Consider the following 15130-nt stretch of genomic DNA (forward strand, 5'->3'; position numbering starts at 1 on the left):
TCAGATGATCTCGAGGTAGTCCCGGTCGGGCAGCTCCGGGAATGCCGCCGTCGGCAGTGCCTGGTACCAGTACGCCACCGACGCGATGTCGTCCTGCAGCGGGAGATAACGGGTTCCTGTGCGCCAGCCGAGTGCCTGCATGGTGACGCGGAGTCCGTCGCGGAACCGGATCGGATCGGTGATGTGCCAGCGGTAGAGGCTGAACCGGCTCTGCGCGGCGTTCGGGTCCTTGCCGTCGGGCATCACGACGAGCGGCATTCCGGCGTACGGCGTCGTGAAGGTCTGGTAGTTGCCGTCGACGTGGAATCCCCACGCACCACAGAAGTAGTCCTCGGTTCCGGTACCACAGATCGTTGGTGCATCCTCACCGTCGATGAACCATTTCAGCTCACCCTCGCCCCACCAGCCGTTGTTGTTGACGCCCCACGCGACGTAGGTGCCGACGAAGTGGCCGGACCCCGAAATCCCGTCGATGATCGTGTAGTCCTGTTTGTATGGCAGCGGGTTCGTACGCCGGAACTGGGCGTGGAAATAGGCCGCGTCCTCGGGCACCTGGGTGAGTTGGTAATTCACCTGATAGAAGAGGACGGAATCCTTTTCGGAAAGGTTCTCCACCGTGATCCGGCAGCGGCGCCGGAATGGCATCTGCCAGTAGCAGTTGAACCCGTTGCGTGGATTGACGCAGACCGGGAGTGAGGAGATCTGTGCGAAGGGTCCCCAGCCCGAGGCGAAGAAGTCGCCGAGTGGGGTCTCCACCGACGGCTGCTCCTGGTCGTCCCAGTAGATCCGCAGGATGAGGAAGCGGATCTCGCCCGCAGGGGTCATCCAGATCTGCTGGATCGAACCCGGCCCTTCGATGTCGGCGACCTCGAAGGTCGTTCCCGCCTTGATACTCACGGCCGGGCTGACCTTCCAGCCGGTACCGAGGTCGCGTGCCGCGTCAGCGCCGAGGCCCTCGGTCGCCAGCGCTCCCTTGCCTGGCTCACCTGTCGGGTTCTCCGCCGAGATCGATCGCGACTGCGCATCGGAGAGGCGGTAGAGGTTGCCGAGGTTGAGACCAAGGCCGTCGAAATTCGAGGTCACGAGATCAACTCCGTCAGGTCGCTGTGTGGTGCGGATGTCAACGTTTGTCGGGGCCCACGTCGCGTGGTGAAGAAAGAAGGACACATCGACCTGAAAGGCTAGTATGTTAGATTGTGAATGGCATCCCCGTCGGTGGGCAAGTTACGGGGGGCGCGACCGTTATCGGCGCTCTCAACCGCCCGAGCCTGATGTCGCTGCCGCCGTCGCCGCGATCGTCGCGACAGTGGCCGCGTTGACCGCCTCGACCGCCCGTCGTACGGCGTCCGCGGCCCAGGCTCCCTCTGCTATCTCCTCCGCGCGTCGCTTGAGTGCGCGCCTGTCCAACGACTCGACGACCTTCGGTACCACGTCGATGGCCGAGAGCAGCGAAACCAGCGCCCCGATCCGGTCGTCCGGCGTCAGGCCGACCACGAGGACGTCGTGCAGGCGTTCACGCAAGGCGTTCTCGTGACGGGAATCCTCGGCCGGCCACCTGGTCGTCGGGAAGATGCCCAGAATCCTGCCCTCCTCGCGGCGGAGGATGCCTCGGTCCGCGAGGCCACTCAGGAGCCGGGCGCGCAGTCCCTTGCCGAGCGGCCCTATCACGCTGTCGGGCTTCTTTCCGTTCTTGCCCGCGATGAACGTCAGAGCGTCGTCGAGGACCGGTTCGCCAACGGGTGCGTGGTCGCGGACGACGAGCCGCCCCTTCCTGACGTTCTCCTCCCGGGTTTCCGCGACGTCAATCTTGCCTTGCAGGGCCAGTTCGAGAAGGAGTGCACCAGCGATCGCGTGGTCCAGTTTCGTCCCGTCAGTCACGGGTTTTCCGGTGGCGTCGTCGACCAGGAGGAGGAGAAGGTCTTCAGCGAGGAGCATGTGGGAGCACCTCTTCCGTCTGCCGGGTGCCGACGAGCAGCCCCGGTCGTCGGTCATCGGTCATCGGTCGCATCTGGTCATCGGTCAACACATGGGGGCATCGGACATCGACCGAAGTCCCAGGATAGGCACCGCGTCCACCGGCGGACACCTGAGCGGACTCCGCCGCTTCCCGGTCGTTGTCCGGCTCCGGAAGCCGGCAGAGGGCCTGTCCCACCCGCGTGGGAGACTCCTCGGCCATGGGATATGACGCTGCAGCAGATCGCTATGACCGGATGACATACCGCCGCTCCGGCCGCAACGGGCTCCACCTGCCCGCCGTGTCGCTCGGGCTCTGGCACAACTTCGGCGACGACATGCCGCTCGAGCGGCAGCGCGCGATCCTGCGCCGGGCGTTCGATCTCGGCGTGACCCACTTCGACCTGGCCAACAACTACGGGCCTCCCGCCGGGTCGGCCGAGCTCAACTTCGGCAAGCTGTTCCGCCAGGACTTCGCGCCCTACCGCGACGAGCTCGTCATCTCCACCAAGGCCGGTTACTACATGTGGCCCGGGCCGTACGGCGAGTGGGGATCGCGCAAATATCTGCTGTCCAGCCTCGACCAGAGCCTTTCCCGGATGGGACTGGACTACGTCGACATCTTCTACTCCCACCGGTTCGACCCCGACACTCCGCTCGAGGAGACGATGGGAGCGCTCGACTCCGCCGTCCGGCAGGGAAAGGCGTTGTACGCCGGCATCTCGTCGTACTCACCCGAGCACACCAGGCAGGCCGCCGCGATCCTCGCCGATCTCGGCACGCCCCTGCTCATCCACCAGCCGTCGTACTCGATGCTCAACCGCTGGATCGAGGAAGCGCTCGTCGACACGCTCGGCGAGCTGGGAGTCGGTTGCATCGCCTTCTCGCCCCTGGCCCAGGGCATGCTCACGGACAAGTACCTCGGCGGCATCCCCGAGGGATCGCGGGCGTCGCAGGGGAAGTCACTTTCGCCCGACCAACTGTCGGAGAAGAACCTCGCGCACGTCCGTGCGCTCAACGCGATCGCGGCCCGACGGGGTCAGTCGCTGGCGCAGATGGCACTGGCGTGGGCCTTGCGGCATCCGCAGATGACGTCCGTCCTCATCGGTGCCAGCAGCGTCGAGCAGTTGGAGGACAACGTCCGCGCACTCGACACGTTGGACTTCAGCGCTGACGAACTCGCCGAGATCGACGGCCACGCGGTCGAGGCCGGCATCAACCTCTGGAAGCGTTCCAGCACCAGCTGAGTGCCTCCGGCAAGGGGCGCCGCGCCCCTGGTGTCGACAGAAGTTGATCACGCTGGTTGACTACGCGCGTGCTTGTGCCCGACGATCTCCTCTCGTCGGTCGCCGAACCCGCGACGAGTCACCTCCTTCGAGCGGACGTCCTCACGACGTACCCCCTTCGAAAGCCCTGCCCGTGATCGAACTGGACGACATCCAGAAGAACCGTCGGCTCTCCGGCCGCGAGAACGTGGAACTCGACGGCGTGGACCTGCATGTCGAGGCCGGCGAGATCTGCGGCGTCATAGGCGAGTCGGTGTCCGCGCTGCGGACCCTGGTGCGCTGCGTCAACCTGCTCGACCGCCCCGACGGCGGCAGTGTGGTCGTCGCCGGGCAGGATCTGACCGCGGCGAGCCGGTCCGCGCTCAGATCCGCTCGCCACGGCATCGGGATGCTTACCGGCGATGCCGGATTGCTCGACCAGCGGACCATCGCGCGGAACGTCGGCCTGCCGCTGGAGTTCGCGGGCGTACGCCAACGGAAGCGTGACCTGTTCGTCGACGAGATGCTCGACCTGGTGGGCCTGGCGGAGTACGCGGGCGCCTACCCGGCCGAGTTGGGCGTCCTGGACCGCTCGCGCGCTAGGATCGCCCGGGCGCTGGTGGCCGGTCCGCGGGTGATGCTCTGCCACGAGCCGACCAGGGACCTCGACCCGGCGACCGGTTCCCACGTCCTCGACCTGGTACGAAACCTCGCGCGACGGTTCGGTGTCACCGTCCTCCTGGCCACCCAGCACCACGTTGTGGTCAAGGCCGTCTGCGACTCCGTGGCCCTGCTGCGTGACGGGCGAGTGGCCGAGCACGCCATGGTGACCGACGTGTTACGCAGGCCCGACTCCGACCTCGCCGGAGCACTCCTGCCCACCCTTCCCGACCCTGTGACAGGCGCCGACCGTGACCGGCTGCTCGCCGACCTCACCTTCACTGGCGATGCCGAGCACGAGATCGCGCTGACCGAGACAGCAAGGGCCTGCGGTATCGACGTGTCAGTCGTTGCCGGCGGCGTCGAGACGATCTGTGGGCTGTCCGTCGGTCGGCTGCGTGTCGAACTGATCGGACCGGGGGAGGACTGCCAGAGGGCCCTGCTCAGGTTCGCCGATCTTCACCTCACACCGAAAGTGCACATATGAGTCAGGCCATACAGCTGAGTCAGGGACGGTTCAGTAACTGGAACGCGGTGGGGCCGGAACTCGCCGACGCGACACTCGCGACGCTGTCGATGGTGTCCCTCGCGACGCTGCTCACTGTCGCCATCGGCCTTCCACTCGGCGTACTCCTCATGTCGACCGGGCAGGGCGGGCCGCTGCACATGAGCCGGTTCCACCGGATCCTCGGTGTGGTCCTCGATACGGGCGGAAGCCTGCCCTTCCTCGTCCTCCTGATCGCCGCGATTCCCCTCACCCGCAGGCTGGCGGGTGAATCGGTCGGCGTCCTCGCGGCCATCGTCCCGCTGACGCTCGCAGCCGTCCCCTTCTTCGCCCGCCGGGTCGAACGGAGTCTCGGCAAGGTCGACCGAGGCCTCGTCGACGCGGCGTACGCGATGGGCGGGCGCACCCGCCATATCCTCGTGACTGTGCTGCTCCGCGAAGGCCTCTCCCGTATCGTCACCGCGCTCGCGTTGACGATCGTGGTTCTGCTGGGCTACAGCGCCATCGCCGGCTTCGTCTACCCCGAAGGTCTCGGCCGGTTGGCGATCACCTACGGCTACTCGACGTTCCGGGCAGACGTCATCGCCGCGATCGTCGTCGTGTTCGTCGTCCTCACCCAGCTCGTGAAAGTGGGCGGGGACCTCGTGGCCCGGCGGCTGGAGCACCGGCGATGACGGCGCCGGCGCGAGCGGCTGCAACACGCCGGGGCACCGGGCGGATACCGTCGACACCCGCCCGGTGGGTCCGCGGGCTCTGTGCGTTCCTTCTCCTGCTGACTCCTACGGCCTGCAGCTCCGAGGCGATCGGGCTGTCGTTCAGCACCCCGCGAGTCCTCAAGGTCGGCGTCACGCCGCGCCCGGACGGCGAGATCCTGGCCCATGTCGACAAGGCCGTCGCCCCGGCCCTCGGATTCGAGCTGGATCCGGTGCGCTTCACCGACGCGGCCGCGGCGAAGGAGGCGCTCCGCGACAAGCTCATCGACGTGGCGTTCGTACGCAACGACCCGGAGGCGGCGGCCCTTGGACAGGTGACGCCGGGTCGAGGTCTTGCCTTCGTGGCACCGGTCTTCGTCGAACCGCTCGCGGTCTACTCCTCGACCATCGCGCGCGTGTCCGATCTGGAGGAAGGCGGCGAGGTCCTGATCCCGAGCGAATCGGCAAAGGCCGGTCGCGCCCTGCGGCTCCTCGCGGCGCACGGCGTGGTTCGCCTCCGCGAAGGTGCGGGAACGCAGGCGACGGTCCGTGACGTCACCGCAAACCCGAAACACGTACGGATCACCGAGGTGCCGGCGGAGGAGATGCCGCGCGGCTACGACGACGCCGTCGCCGCGGTGGTCGACGTGTCAACCGCCCAGCGGACCGGCCTGACGGCAGCAGGGGGCAAGGTGCTGGTGCTGGAGCCCGCCGACGGTAACGCCTACGTCAACGGGCTCTTCGTCCGTGCCGGCGACGAGGACGATCCGCAGGTCAGCAAGCTCGCCGAACTGCTGCGGTCGCCGAGCGTGAAGGCGTTCATCGAAGACACCTACGACCACACGATCATGCCGGCGTCCTGAGACATGTGCCGCCGCCGTCGCGGGACGTCTCCAGATCCGAGTAACCCCTAGGGGGAGGTTCCGGGTTCTTGGGCGAGGTGGATGATCGTCCTACGCCGTAGAGTGGGGCACCAGGAGGTGGACGATGCTGAAGATCCTGCTGGTGATTGCCGCCGTCTGGTTGGCGATCGCCGTGATCAGCTTCCTTTTCAAGTCACTGCTGTGGCTCGGGATCATCGCTCTGGTGCTGTTCCTCGCCACGAGCGCCTGGGGCTGGGTCAGGCGCAACTCCGGCGGCTGACCTTCTTTCCGCGCCGCCGCGGACGCACTCCGCGCGCGGCGCGCTCAGGGCTCGATGCCCCCGGTCTGGAAGCCGATGGTCGCCGACGCCCTGCGCACAGCACCGACGGGAGCCTGCGGTACGACGTCGTCGAGGAACGCGTAGTCCTTCGCCACGTCGCCGAGTCCGGGCACCCGCTTGGCCACCTGCCACCAGCCGGCGATGTCCGCCCACCCGGGCGCGGACAGTGACCCACCGAAATGCTGCACCGACAGGGCGGCACACAGGTTCGCGAACCGCAGCCGGTGCAGCAGCGGCCAGCCGGCGAGCGTGGACGTGACGAATCCGGCGGCGAACACGTCACCCGCACCGGTCGTATCCAACGCCTCCACTGGCAGCGCCGGGACGTCGGCGCGTTCACCCGTCTCGTTGTCGACCGCGAGCGCGCCCCGGCTGCCGCGGGTCACAACGGCCACCGGTACCAGGTCACCGAGCTTCGAGAGCGCATCCTCAGGTGTCGTCGTCCGGGTGTACGCGAGCGCTTCGGGGGTGTTCGGCAGGAACGCGTAACAGTCGCTGAGCCGATCCAACAGGGCCGGCGACCACTGCTCGGTCGGGTCCCAGCCGACGTCGGCGAAGACCCTGGCGCCGTCCGCGGCGGCCCTGCGCGTCCAGTCCTCGGCCTCCGGTCCCAGATCGACGAAGCATGCCCGGGTGTGTGCGACGCCCTGGCAGCTGATCATCTCGTCCGCGCTGAGCGGCGGGTCGTGGGCATGTGTGATGAGACTCCGGTCGGACTGGTAGGCCAGCGAGACGGTGACCGGTGAGTGCCAGTGCGGGAACCTCCGCGATGCCGAGAGGTCGACGTCCTCCTGCTCGGCAAGGGTTCGCCAGCAGAAGTCGCCGTAGACGTCGTGCCCGAACGCCGCCGCCAAGGACGTACGCAGACCCAGCCGGGAGAGCGCGATCGCGAGGTTGGCGACGCCACCGGGCGAACACCCCATGCCCTCGGTGAAGATCTCCGTACCGCTCTCCGGTGGTGCACCCAGGCCGGTGAAGATGATGTCGAGGAAGACCGTCCCGGAGACGAAGACGTCGAACGGCGGATCGTCAGCGGTACGAAGAACGGCCAAGGGGTCATGCGACGGACCTCGACCGACCACCCGGCCGAGCTCCCAGGGGGTCGAGCCGAGCTGACCGCCTGCGGCGGCGTCGCCCAGGTCCGGACCCGGCTGCTCTTCCGCCGTGTCCATCGACTCTCCCTTGCTGATCGCGCGTTCTCCCCGATGTGGGGACCCACCGTAGCGTGGCGGTACCACCGATGTCGGGCGGATAGCAGACGTTGCCTTGCGCCCGACCTGAACCCAAGGCGTCCCGGCCGGAAGCACCGGCCGGGACGCCACGGGGGTTGGGAACGTAGGAAAAACGTCAGGTCAGGCCGCGTTGGGCCCCACGAGATCTGGCTCGGCGAGCTTGCGGAGGCGGTGGAGGGCGTCGCGTTCGAGCTGGCGGACCCGCTCGCGGGACAGTCCGAAGCGCTCGGCGATCTCGGCGAGCTTCCACGGCCGGCCGTCGTCGAGGCCGTAGCGCAGCCGGACGATCTCCGCAGACCGGGCGTCGAGGGTCTCGATCAGCGCGGCGAGACGGGAGCTGGACTCCGCCGCGACGACGGTCTCGTCCGGGCCAGGCATCACGTCCCGCGCCACCAGGTCGCCGAGCGAGGTCTCGCCGTCGTCGTCGACCGTGACGTCGAGCGACACGTGGTCGCGGCCCCAGCTCACGAGTTCCTCGACGCGGCTCTCGCCGACGCCGAGTTGGGCGGCGAGCTCTGCGTTGTCAGGCTCGCGGCCGAGCTCACGCTCGAGCGCGCGCCGGGCGGCACCGAGCGCGTTGAGGTCTTCGACCACGTGGACCGGCAGCCGGACGACCCTTGCCTGCTGTGCGATGCCGCGGGTGATCGCCTGGCGGATCCACCAGGTGGCGTAGGTGGAGAACTTGTAGCCCTTGGTGTAGTCGAACTTCTCGATTGCCCGGATGAGTCCGGTGTTGCCCTCTTGCACCAGGTCGAGCAGGGGTAGGCCCGATCGGCCATACCGGCGGGCGATGGAGACCACCAACCGCAGGTTGGCCTCCAGGAAGTGCCGCTTGGCGCGGCGGCCCTCATCGCTGATCCACACCAGCTCGTCGGGGGTCGGTTGCGCCGGAACCCGCCCGCGGTCGCCGAGGCGGTTGTCCAGCAGTTGCTCAGCTAGTTGACCGGCTTCGATCGCCTTGGCAAGCTCGACTTCCTGGGCCGCGTCGAGCAGCGGCGTACGCGAGATCTCGTCGAGATAGCGACCCACAAGATCGCGATCTTCGACGTAGTCCTCGGCATGACGACGGCGCAGTGGCAAAGTGTGTCCTCCCAGCTCCGACACGCGGATCACCGAACCGCTCGGGTGATCCGTCACCAGCTCAACGTCTCAGGTGTCCGACCGAATTCCCGGTGCGGGCCTGTTCATGCGTACCGGCCTGCCCCGAGTCCCGAAGCTTGATCGTCTGGGCGTCGTGACGAGGCGTGGATCCGTCCCTTGTCGGGCATACCGCGGTCTTGCCGCTGGGCATTGTCCGGGCGTGGCCAATCACCCACATCGGTCTCCGGACGGATTTGCAGTGCCGTGGGACGCCTCGGGCAGCTACGGACCACTGCCGGCGTGGATCGCCCGGACTGTCTCGACCGTGTCGGCTTCGGTGGCCGTCTTGTCGTCGCGGTAGCGGAGCACGCGGGCGAAGCGCAGTGCCATCCCACCGGCGTACCGGCTCGACGTCTGCACGCCATCGAACGCGATCTCGACCACCAGCTCCGGCCGGACGTAGACGGTCCAGCGGTCGCGGTGCGACTCGAGCGCGAGCAGGCGCTCGGTCTGCCAGCGCAGCAGCTCGTCGGTCAGTCCCTTGAACGTCTTGCCGAGCATGACGAACTCGCCGGTCCGCGGATCGCGGGCGCCGAGGTGGAGGTTGGACAGCAGTCCGGTACGCCGGCCGTGACCCCACTCGACGGCGAGGACCACCAGGTCGAGGGTGTGGCGCGGCTTGACCTTGATCCAGGCAGCGCCGCGCCGGCCTGCGTCGTACGGCGCGGTGAGGGCCTTGACCACGACCCCTTCGTGGCCACGTTCGCAGGTGTCGGAGAAGAAGGTGGTGGCCGCATCCAGGTGAGATGTGACGATGCGGGGGACCCGCAGGTGGGAGGGGAGCACGCGTTCGAGCACCGCCCACCTCTCCGTTCCGGGCTCGCCCAGGAGGTCGCGGCCGTCATGGTGGAGGACGTCGAAGAAGAATGCCCGGACCGGCACCGCCTCCCTCAGCTTCGCGACGTCGGTGCGGCTGCCCACCCGGCTGGCAGTCACCTGGAAGGGGCGCGGCCGATCGGCGTCGTCGAGGGCGATGACCTCGCCATCGAGCACGATGGCACCGCTCGGCAGCGCACGTACCGCCTCGACGATCTCGGGGAGTCGGCCGGTCACCTCGTCGAGTGTGCGGGTGAAGATCCGGACACTGTCGCCCTCGCGGTGCACCTGGACCCGGACGCCGTCGAGCTTCCACTCCAGCGCGGCCGGCCCGTCGATCTTCGCCAGCGCGGCGGCCATGTCGGGCGCGGGTGAGGCGAGCATGGGCCGCAGCGGCCGGCCCACCGCCAGCCGGAACTGGTCCAGCACGCTTGCCCCGACCCGCGCGGTGGCCCGGACAGTTGCGCCGGTCTTCGCGTCGGAAGCCCCATCCGCGGTGCCACTGTCGGAGCCAGTGCCGCTGTCGGTGCCAGTGCCGCTGTCGGTGCCGGTGCCGCTGTCGGTGGGAGTGGCGTCGTTCGCCGCGGCGACGGCCGCGCTCGCGACCGGAGCGATCGCTCCCGCGACCATGATCGCTCGACGGACGTCGGCGGCGGGAAGGGCGCTCGCCTTGATCACGGCGTCGACCATGACGCCGTCGAGCGCGCCCTGGCGGAGCTCGCCACCGATCAGCCCGGCGAGGAACCGCTGCTCCGGTGCGGTCGCCCTGGCCCAGATGTCGGAGAGCAGCTGCCGGCGACGCGCCTGTGAGCCCGGACCCGCGATGCTCGAGATCTCCTCGAACGCCCGGTCGACCTCGCTCACCCCGAGGCTGGCCGTCTCACTCGGCGCGGGAAGATCCCGCAGGGCGGCGTAGCCCACTCCCGTGCGCCGCTGCCGGAGCTCACCGGCGAGATAGAACACCACGAGCGCGACCTCGTCGGGATCGGCGGCCCGGAGGCAGTCGGCGATCTCGCGGACCTTCGCGAGCCGCGAGGACGTGCCGGACACGGTGGCGGAGGCCTGCGCCAGGTCGACGAACAGCATGACACCATTCTCGCGGAGCCCGCCGACACCAGGCCTGACCAGCCCGATCGCCGCTGCCCCACCGACCGACTGTCCCGACCGAGAGCCCTGCCCCACCGACCGACTGTCCCGACCGAGAGCCCTGTCCCGACCGAGAGCCCCACCGAGCCCACCGCCGCCGACCTGCCGGAGCGAGGATGTACAACCTGCTGTTCGCGTGGGTGCTGAAGCGCCTGCCGGCCGAGACCGCGCACCGGCTGGCGTTCGGACTGATCCGCCTGGTCGGCGCGACACCGGGAGCCGCTCGTATGCTCCGCCGGTGGCTCGGACCCGTTGATCCGGTGCTCCGCGTGCACACACTCGGGCTCGATTTCGCTGGCCCTCTCGGTCTCGCTGCCGGTTTCGACAAGGACGCGGTCGGAGTCGAGGCGATGACCGCGCTCGGGTTCGCGTACGTCGAGGTCGGCACGGTGACCGCACGGTCCCAGCCGGGCAATCCGGCTCCGCGCATGTTCCGGCTTCCGGACGATCGCGCCCTCGTCAACCGGATGGGGTTCAACAACCACGGCGCCGCCGTCGCGGCGCAGCGGCTCCGGAAGTGCCAGGACCGTCGGCGGGGCGGGGGCGAGCCTGGCAGAGGCCCGCTGGGTGCCGTCGGGGTCAACATCGGCAAGAGCAAGGTGGTTCCGGAGTCCGAGGCTCTCGCCGACTACGCGAGCAGTACGCGGCTGCTCGCCGACGTCGCCGACTACCTCGTCGTCAACGTCAGCTCGCCGAACACGCCCGGGCTGCGGAACCTGCAGGCCATCGAACACCTGCGGCCGCTTCTCCTCGGCGTACGCGAGGCACTGGACGAGGCGGCGAGCCGGCGGGTACCGCTGCTGGTCAAGATCGCCCCCGACCTCGCCGACGCCGACATCGACGCTGTGGCCGACCTCGCGCTCGAACTCGGCCTGGACGGCATCATCGCCACCAACACGACGACCGCGCGCCAGGGACTGCAGACGGCGCCAGCCGCGGTCGAGGAGATCGGAGCGGGCGGGCTGTCGGGAGCTCCGCTGAAGAGGCGTGCGCTCGAGGTGCTCCGCCGCCTGCGCGCGCGGACCGGTTCCCGGGTGGTCCTCGTCGCGGTCGGCGGCATCGAGAACGCCGAGGACGCCTGGGAACGCGTCAGGGCCGGGGCGACCCTGGTCCAGGCGTACACCGGATTCATCTACGGCGGGCCGCTGTGGCCGCGCCGACTGCACCGCGACCTCGCGCGGCTGGTGCGGGAGGCGGGTTACTCGTCCATCGGCGACGCCGTGGGCACGGCCGGTCCTCCCGAACCGTCCGTGCCCACCAGGTCCCCTCGGCGGTAGTCGCTCGCCAGCTCAGCGCGGCAGGGGGAACGGGAGCCCGCCCTCGTCCTGCTCCTGCTCCGGCGCCTGCTGTGGCGCCCGGCCGCCGTCGCTGCCCAGGGTTGCGGAGGCGGTCTGCGTGCGGCCGTCGCGGACGAATGTGAGAGTCACCTTCTCGCCCGGGCGATGCGAGCGTACGGCGGCGATCAGCGCGTCGGCGTCGGCGATCCGGCGGTCACCCAGCTTCGTGATGACATCACCGTCGCGAAGCTTGGCGTCCGCGGCCGCACCTCCCGGCGTGATCGAACGGATGGCGGCACCTTCGGTCGTACCGTTCTCGGACGTGGCAGGTGAGACGGTCACGCCGAGCTGGGCGTGTTCGGCCCGTCCCTTGTCGATCAGCTCCTTGGCGATCGGGCGGGCCTGGTCGATCGGGATCGCGAACCCGACGCCGATCGAACCCGACTGTCCGCCCATCGAGCCGCCGACCGTCGCGATGACGCTGTTGATGCCGACGACCTGCCCACCCATGTTGACGAGAGCGCCACCGGAGTTGCCGGGGTTGATGGCGGCGTCGGTCTGGATCGCGTCGATGACGGTGTTGGACGAGGCCGAGTCACCCGCGCGTACCGGCCGGTCGAGGGCGCTGACGATGCCCGACGTCACCGTGCCGGACAGGCCGAGCGGCGAACCGATGGCCACGACGTTCTGTCCGACCGAGAGGGCCGAGGAGCTCCCCAGCTTGGCGGGGGTCAGGTCGGTGACGCCGCTGGCGCGGATGACGGCGAGGTCGGTCGTGGGGTCGAGCCCGACCACCTCCGCCTTGGCGCTCCGGCCGTTGCTGAACGTGACGCTCATCTCGCCGCCCTGCTCGGCCGGAGCGGCGACGTGGTTGTTGGTGAGGATCAGCCCGTCGGCGCTGAGCACGATCCCACTTCCGCCTGTCGCACCCTGCGACGAGGCGACCGCTATGGAGACCACGCTCGGCAGGAGCTTGTCCGCGACCTGTTGCACGCTTCCGGGCGGTGCGTTCGAGGCGTTCTGCCCTCTGGGTACCTCGTCGAGAGCGGTCGCCGTCGGTGTGGCCTGCTGGTCCCGGGTGAGCAGATACGTGGCGGCCGTCCCGGTGCCGCCGCCGACCAGGCCGGCCGCGACGGCCACGGCCACGACGGTGGCGGCGGCCATGCGCCTGGGCCTGGGGGCGGGCTTGTCGGGATGACCACCGGACATGCCCGGCGGGTACGGCGGCTGGTTGGGTGACGGCCCGCCGTAGGGCTGCCCGTACGACGGTCCGCCGGCAGGTCCTCCTCCTGGCGAGTCATGGCCGTACGCATGGTGGGCGGGGGGCCCGTACGCCGGCATCTGCCTGGTGTCCTCGCGCCCGCCGGAACCTCCAGGTGGCTGTCCCGGGCCGGTTTGACGCTGGGCCGTCTCGTCGTTGCTGCCCTGGGGCGCCGGGTCCGGCGTTCCCTCAGGGCGGCGCGGCTGGCCCGAAGGTGTTGTCTCGCTCATGTCCTCAAGGTTCGGCCTGGTAGCTGAGATCACACTGAGAGGGTGCCCAGAGGTCCCGAAGAAACCCCCATGTCCGGTCAGTCCGGCTTCGGGCTCCCTGGCCCCGGCTCCTGACGCCGGCGACGCCGGGAGCGAAACGCCCACCGTACGACATGACCGCGACCACCGGGCGCGCGTCCCCTGGTGGCACGCTTCCGGATCCGGCGGCGATGGGTGGAGACCAGAGCCGCCGGAAGCCCGTCCTTGCTCAGCGGTCCGGTGCGGTGGGTGGGGTTCCGGGCTCGCCCGCACGCGCGTGGCCCGGCGTACCGGGAAGCTGCAGTGTCAGCAAGGCGCCGCCACCTGATGCTCGGCCCGCGCTGACGCTGCCCCCGTGGCGCTCGGCGACCTGCTTGACGATCGACAGGCCGAGCCCTGATCCGGGCATCGTCCGGGCCTCCTCCGAACGGTAGAACCGCTCGAACACGTGCGGCAGATCGGCGTCGGCGATGCCGGGACCCTGGTCCGCGACGTCGAGCACGCCTCCGCGCAACGTGACCGTCACGGCGGCCTGCGGCGGGCTCCACTTCGCGCCGTTGTCGAGCAGGTTAGTCACCGCCCGTTCGAGCGCCTGTGCGTCGCCGAACACCGTCCACGGTTCCGCGCTCACGTCGAAACGCAACCCGGGTGCGCGCCGGCGTACACGTTCCACGGCGTGCCCCACGATGTCGGCGAGGTCGACGGGAGCGTGAGTCGCGGCCGGCGGGTCCTCCCGCGACAGTTCGACCAGGTCACCCACCAGCGACGAGAGCTCCGCAACCTGGGCGCGGACGTCGCGCAGCAGTGCCTCCCGGTCGGCGGGCGACAGCCCCGGTCGGCCCTCGCTCTGCGCGAGCAGGTCGAGATTGGTCCGCAAGCTGGTGAGGGGTGTACGCAGTTCGTGGCCGGCGTCGGCGATGAGGCGGCGTTCGCGCCCGCGGGAGTCGGCCAGTGCTGACAACATCGCGTTGAACGCATGGGCGAGCCGGGCCAGCTCGTCTGTGCCCTGCACAGGAATCGGTCGCAGGTCACCGGTCCGGGCGACGTGCTCGGCGGCGGCGGTGAGACGGCGTACGGGGCGGAGACCGGTCCGGGCGATGCCCATCCCCGCCCATGCCGCGACGGCGACTCCCGTGCCTCCGACGAACAGCAGCACCAGCCCGAGCCGCTTCAGCAGCGCTTCGGTCCGTTCGGTCGACTGGCCGAGGACGAGCGCGAATCCGCGGACCCTGGAGGCCGGCACCGCGACGACGCGGTAGGTCTTGCCGTCATCGCCTTCGGCCGTACGCACGCTCGAGGGGAGGAAGCCGCGCGCGACGTTCAGCTCGGGCCTGCCGAGCGGGGGATTGCGGAACCTGCCCTCCTCGGTCTTGGACGCGATGACGCCGGTGTCGGCGCGGAGGAGGGCGATCCGGATGTCGGCCGCACCGAGCGCCTCGGAGGGGATCTGGGCAAGCACCTGCTGGTCACCCAGCGGGCTGGACGCCGCCGCCTGAGCGCGTTCGAAGAGGCTGGCGTCGATCTGGCGGAGAAGTGACACGCGGACGGTGACGTAGGCCGCGATGGAGACGAGGACCACGATGAGTCCCACCCCGAGCGCGGCGAGGAGCCCGACCCGCGCGCGCAGACTGAGACTGCGCTCGCGAGGCCCGGACGGGCGGGGAACGGACGGGCGGGGGCCGGAACTCACGGGAGGACTCTCGGCTGGAGGTTCGCGGCGCGTCTCATGGCG

General features: G+C 69.5%; 13 protein-coding genes. 6 read left to right on the forward strand and 7 right to left on the reverse strand.

Translation table 11 applies throughout. The features are described 5' to 3' along the window. Together ABNF93_RS17410 and ABNF93_RS17415 are read right to left on the reverse strand one after the other, a co-directional pair. Positions 1-1083 (reverse strand): glycoside hydrolase family 172 protein, encoded by a 1083-nt coding sequence (locus tag ABNF93_RS17410; RefSeq protein WP_349329134.1) that lies wholly within the window; start codon positions 1081-1083, stop codon positions 1-3. 171 nt (positions 1084-1254) lie between these two features. Further along, positions 1255-1935 carry a GOLPH3/VPS74 family protein gene (locus tag ABNF93_RS17415; RefSeq protein WP_349329135.1) on the reverse strand — a complete coding sequence of 227 codons (681 nt, stop codon included), beginning with the start codon at positions 1933-1935 and terminating at the stop codon, positions 1255-1257. Positions 1936-2174: 239 nt separating this feature from the next. On the opposite strand from ABNF93_RS17415, the gene mgrA reads away from it, so the two are divergent. The 5 genes from mgrA to ABNF93_RS17440 all read left to right on the forward strand — a co-directional run bounded on the left by mgrA (position 2175) and on the right by ABNF93_RS17440 (position 6218). Next, positions 2175-3200 carry an L-glyceraldehyde 3-phosphate reductase gene (gene mgrA, locus ABNF93_RS17420; RefSeq protein ID WP_349329136.1) on the forward strand — a complete coding sequence of 342 codons (1026 nt, stop codon included), beginning with the start codon at positions 2175-2177 and terminating at the stop codon, positions 3198-3200. A gap of 172 nt (positions 3201-3372) precedes the next feature. Beyond that, positions 3373-4365 carry a methionine ABC transporter ATP-binding protein gene (locus tag ABNF93_RS17425; RefSeq protein ID WP_349329137.1) on the forward strand — a complete coding sequence of 331 codons (993 nt, stop codon included), beginning with the start codon at positions 3373-3375 and terminating at the stop codon, positions 4363-4365. Further along, positions 4362-5057: a methionine ABC transporter permease gene (locus tag ABNF93_RS17430; protein WP_349329138.1), complete on the forward strand. Its 696-nt coding sequence runs from the start codon at positions 4362-4364 to the stop codon at positions 5055-5057. Before ABNF93_RS17425 ends, ABNF93_RS17430 begins: the two co-directional genes overlap by 4 nt. Beyond that, positions 5054-5938 carry a MetQ/NlpA family ABC transporter substrate-binding protein gene (locus ABNF93_RS17435; protein ID WP_349329139.1) on the forward strand — a complete coding sequence of 295 codons (885 nt, stop codon included), beginning with the start codon at positions 5054-5056 and terminating at the stop codon, positions 5936-5938. The genes ABNF93_RS17430 and ABNF93_RS17435 overlap by 4 nt, the downstream gene beginning before the upstream one ends. Positions 5939-6062: 124 nt before the next feature. Next, complete coding sequence (locus ABNF93_RS17440) at positions 6063-6218, forward strand: hypothetical protein (protein WP_349329140.1); 156 nt, start codon at positions 6063-6065, stop codon at positions 6216-6218. A gap of 44 nt (positions 6219-6262) precedes the next feature. On the opposite strand, the gene ABNF93_RS17445 is transcribed toward ABNF93_RS17440, so the two are convergent. From ABNF93_RS17445 to ABNF93_RS17455, 3 genes are all read right to left on the reverse strand, one after another. Continuing rightward, a complete protein-coding gene (locus ABNF93_RS17445) occupies positions 6263-7450 on the reverse strand; it encodes a carbohydrate kinase family protein (protein WP_349329141.1) in 1188 nt (395 codons plus the stop codon). A gap of 180 nt (positions 7451-7630) precedes the next feature. Beyond that, positions 7631-8584, reverse strand: a complete 954-nt coding sequence (locus tag ABNF93_RS17450) for a sigma-70 family RNA polymerase sigma factor (RefSeq protein ID WP_349329272.1) — start codon at positions 8582-8584, stop codon at positions 7631-7633. Between the two features lie 288 nt (positions 8585-8872). After that, complete coding sequence (locus tag ABNF93_RS17455; RefSeq protein ID WP_349329142.1) at positions 8873-10648, reverse strand: ATP-dependent DNA ligase; 1776 nt, start codon at positions 10646-10648, stop codon at positions 8873-8875. A gap of 80 nt (positions 10649-10728) precedes the next feature. Here ABNF93_RS17455 and ABNF93_RS17460 point away from each other — a divergent pair, with 80 nt between their 5' ends. Beyond that, the gene (locus tag ABNF93_RS17460; RefSeq protein WP_349329143.1) at positions 10729-11889 is read left to right on the forward strand and encodes a quinone-dependent dihydroorotate dehydrogenase; all 1161 of its coding nucleotides are present in this window, start codon (positions 10729-10731) and stop codon (positions 11887-11889) included. 12 nt (positions 11890-11901) lie between these two features. Here ABNF93_RS17460 and ABNF93_RS17465 read toward each other — a convergent pair whose 3' ends face one another. Beyond that, the gene (locus ABNF93_RS17465) at positions 11902-13380 is read right to left on the reverse strand and encodes a S1C family serine protease (protein WP_349329144.1); all 1479 of its coding nucleotides are present in this window, start codon (positions 13378-13380) and stop codon (positions 11902-11904) included. A gap of 247 nt (positions 13381-13627) precedes the next feature. Beyond that, complete coding sequence (locus tag ABNF93_RS17470; RefSeq protein ID WP_349329145.1) at positions 13628-15088, reverse strand: ATP-binding protein; 1461 nt, start codon at positions 15086-15088, stop codon at positions 13628-13630. Positions 15089-15130: the final 42 nt, after the last annotated feature.

Origin of the sequence: Actinopolymorpha sp. B9G3, assembly GCF_040120725.1 — a bacterium.
GTDB lineage: Bacteria > Actinomycetota > Actinomycetes > Propionibacteriales > Actinopolymorphaceae > Thermasporomyces.

Coding starts and splice junctions, on each gene's coding strand:
- ABNF93_RS17445 (WP_349329141.1), bottom strand. CDS start 7,450: ATGGACACGGCGGAAGAGCAGCCGGGTCCGGACCTGGGCGACGCCGCC.
- ABNF93_RS17440 (WP_349329140.1), top strand. CDS start 6,063: ATGCTGAAGATCCTGCTGGTGATTGCCGCCGTCTGGTTGGCGATCGCC.
- ABNF93_RS17460 (WP_349329143.1), top strand. CDS start 10,729: ATGTACAACCTGCTGTTCGCGTGGGTGCTGAAGCGCCTGCCGGCCGAG.
- ABNF93_RS17415 (WP_349329135.1), bottom strand. CDS start 1,935: ATGCTCCTCGCTGAAGACCTTCTCCTCCTCCTGGTCGACGACGCCACC.
- ABNF93_RS17465 (WP_349329144.1), bottom strand. CDS start 13,380: ATGAGCGAGACAACACCTTCGGGCCAGCCGCGCCGCCCTGAGGGAACG.
- ABNF93_RS17435 (WP_349329139.1), top strand. CDS start 5,054: ATGACGGCGCCGGCGCGAGCGGCTGCAACACGCCGGGGCACCGGGCGG.
- ABNF93_RS17430 (WP_349329138.1), top strand. CDS start 4,362: ATGAGTCAGGCCATACAGCTGAGTCAGGGACGGTTCAGTAACTGGAAC.
- mgrA (WP_349329136.1), top strand. CDS start 2,175: ATGGGATATGACGCTGCAGCAGATCGCTATGACCGGATGACATACCGC.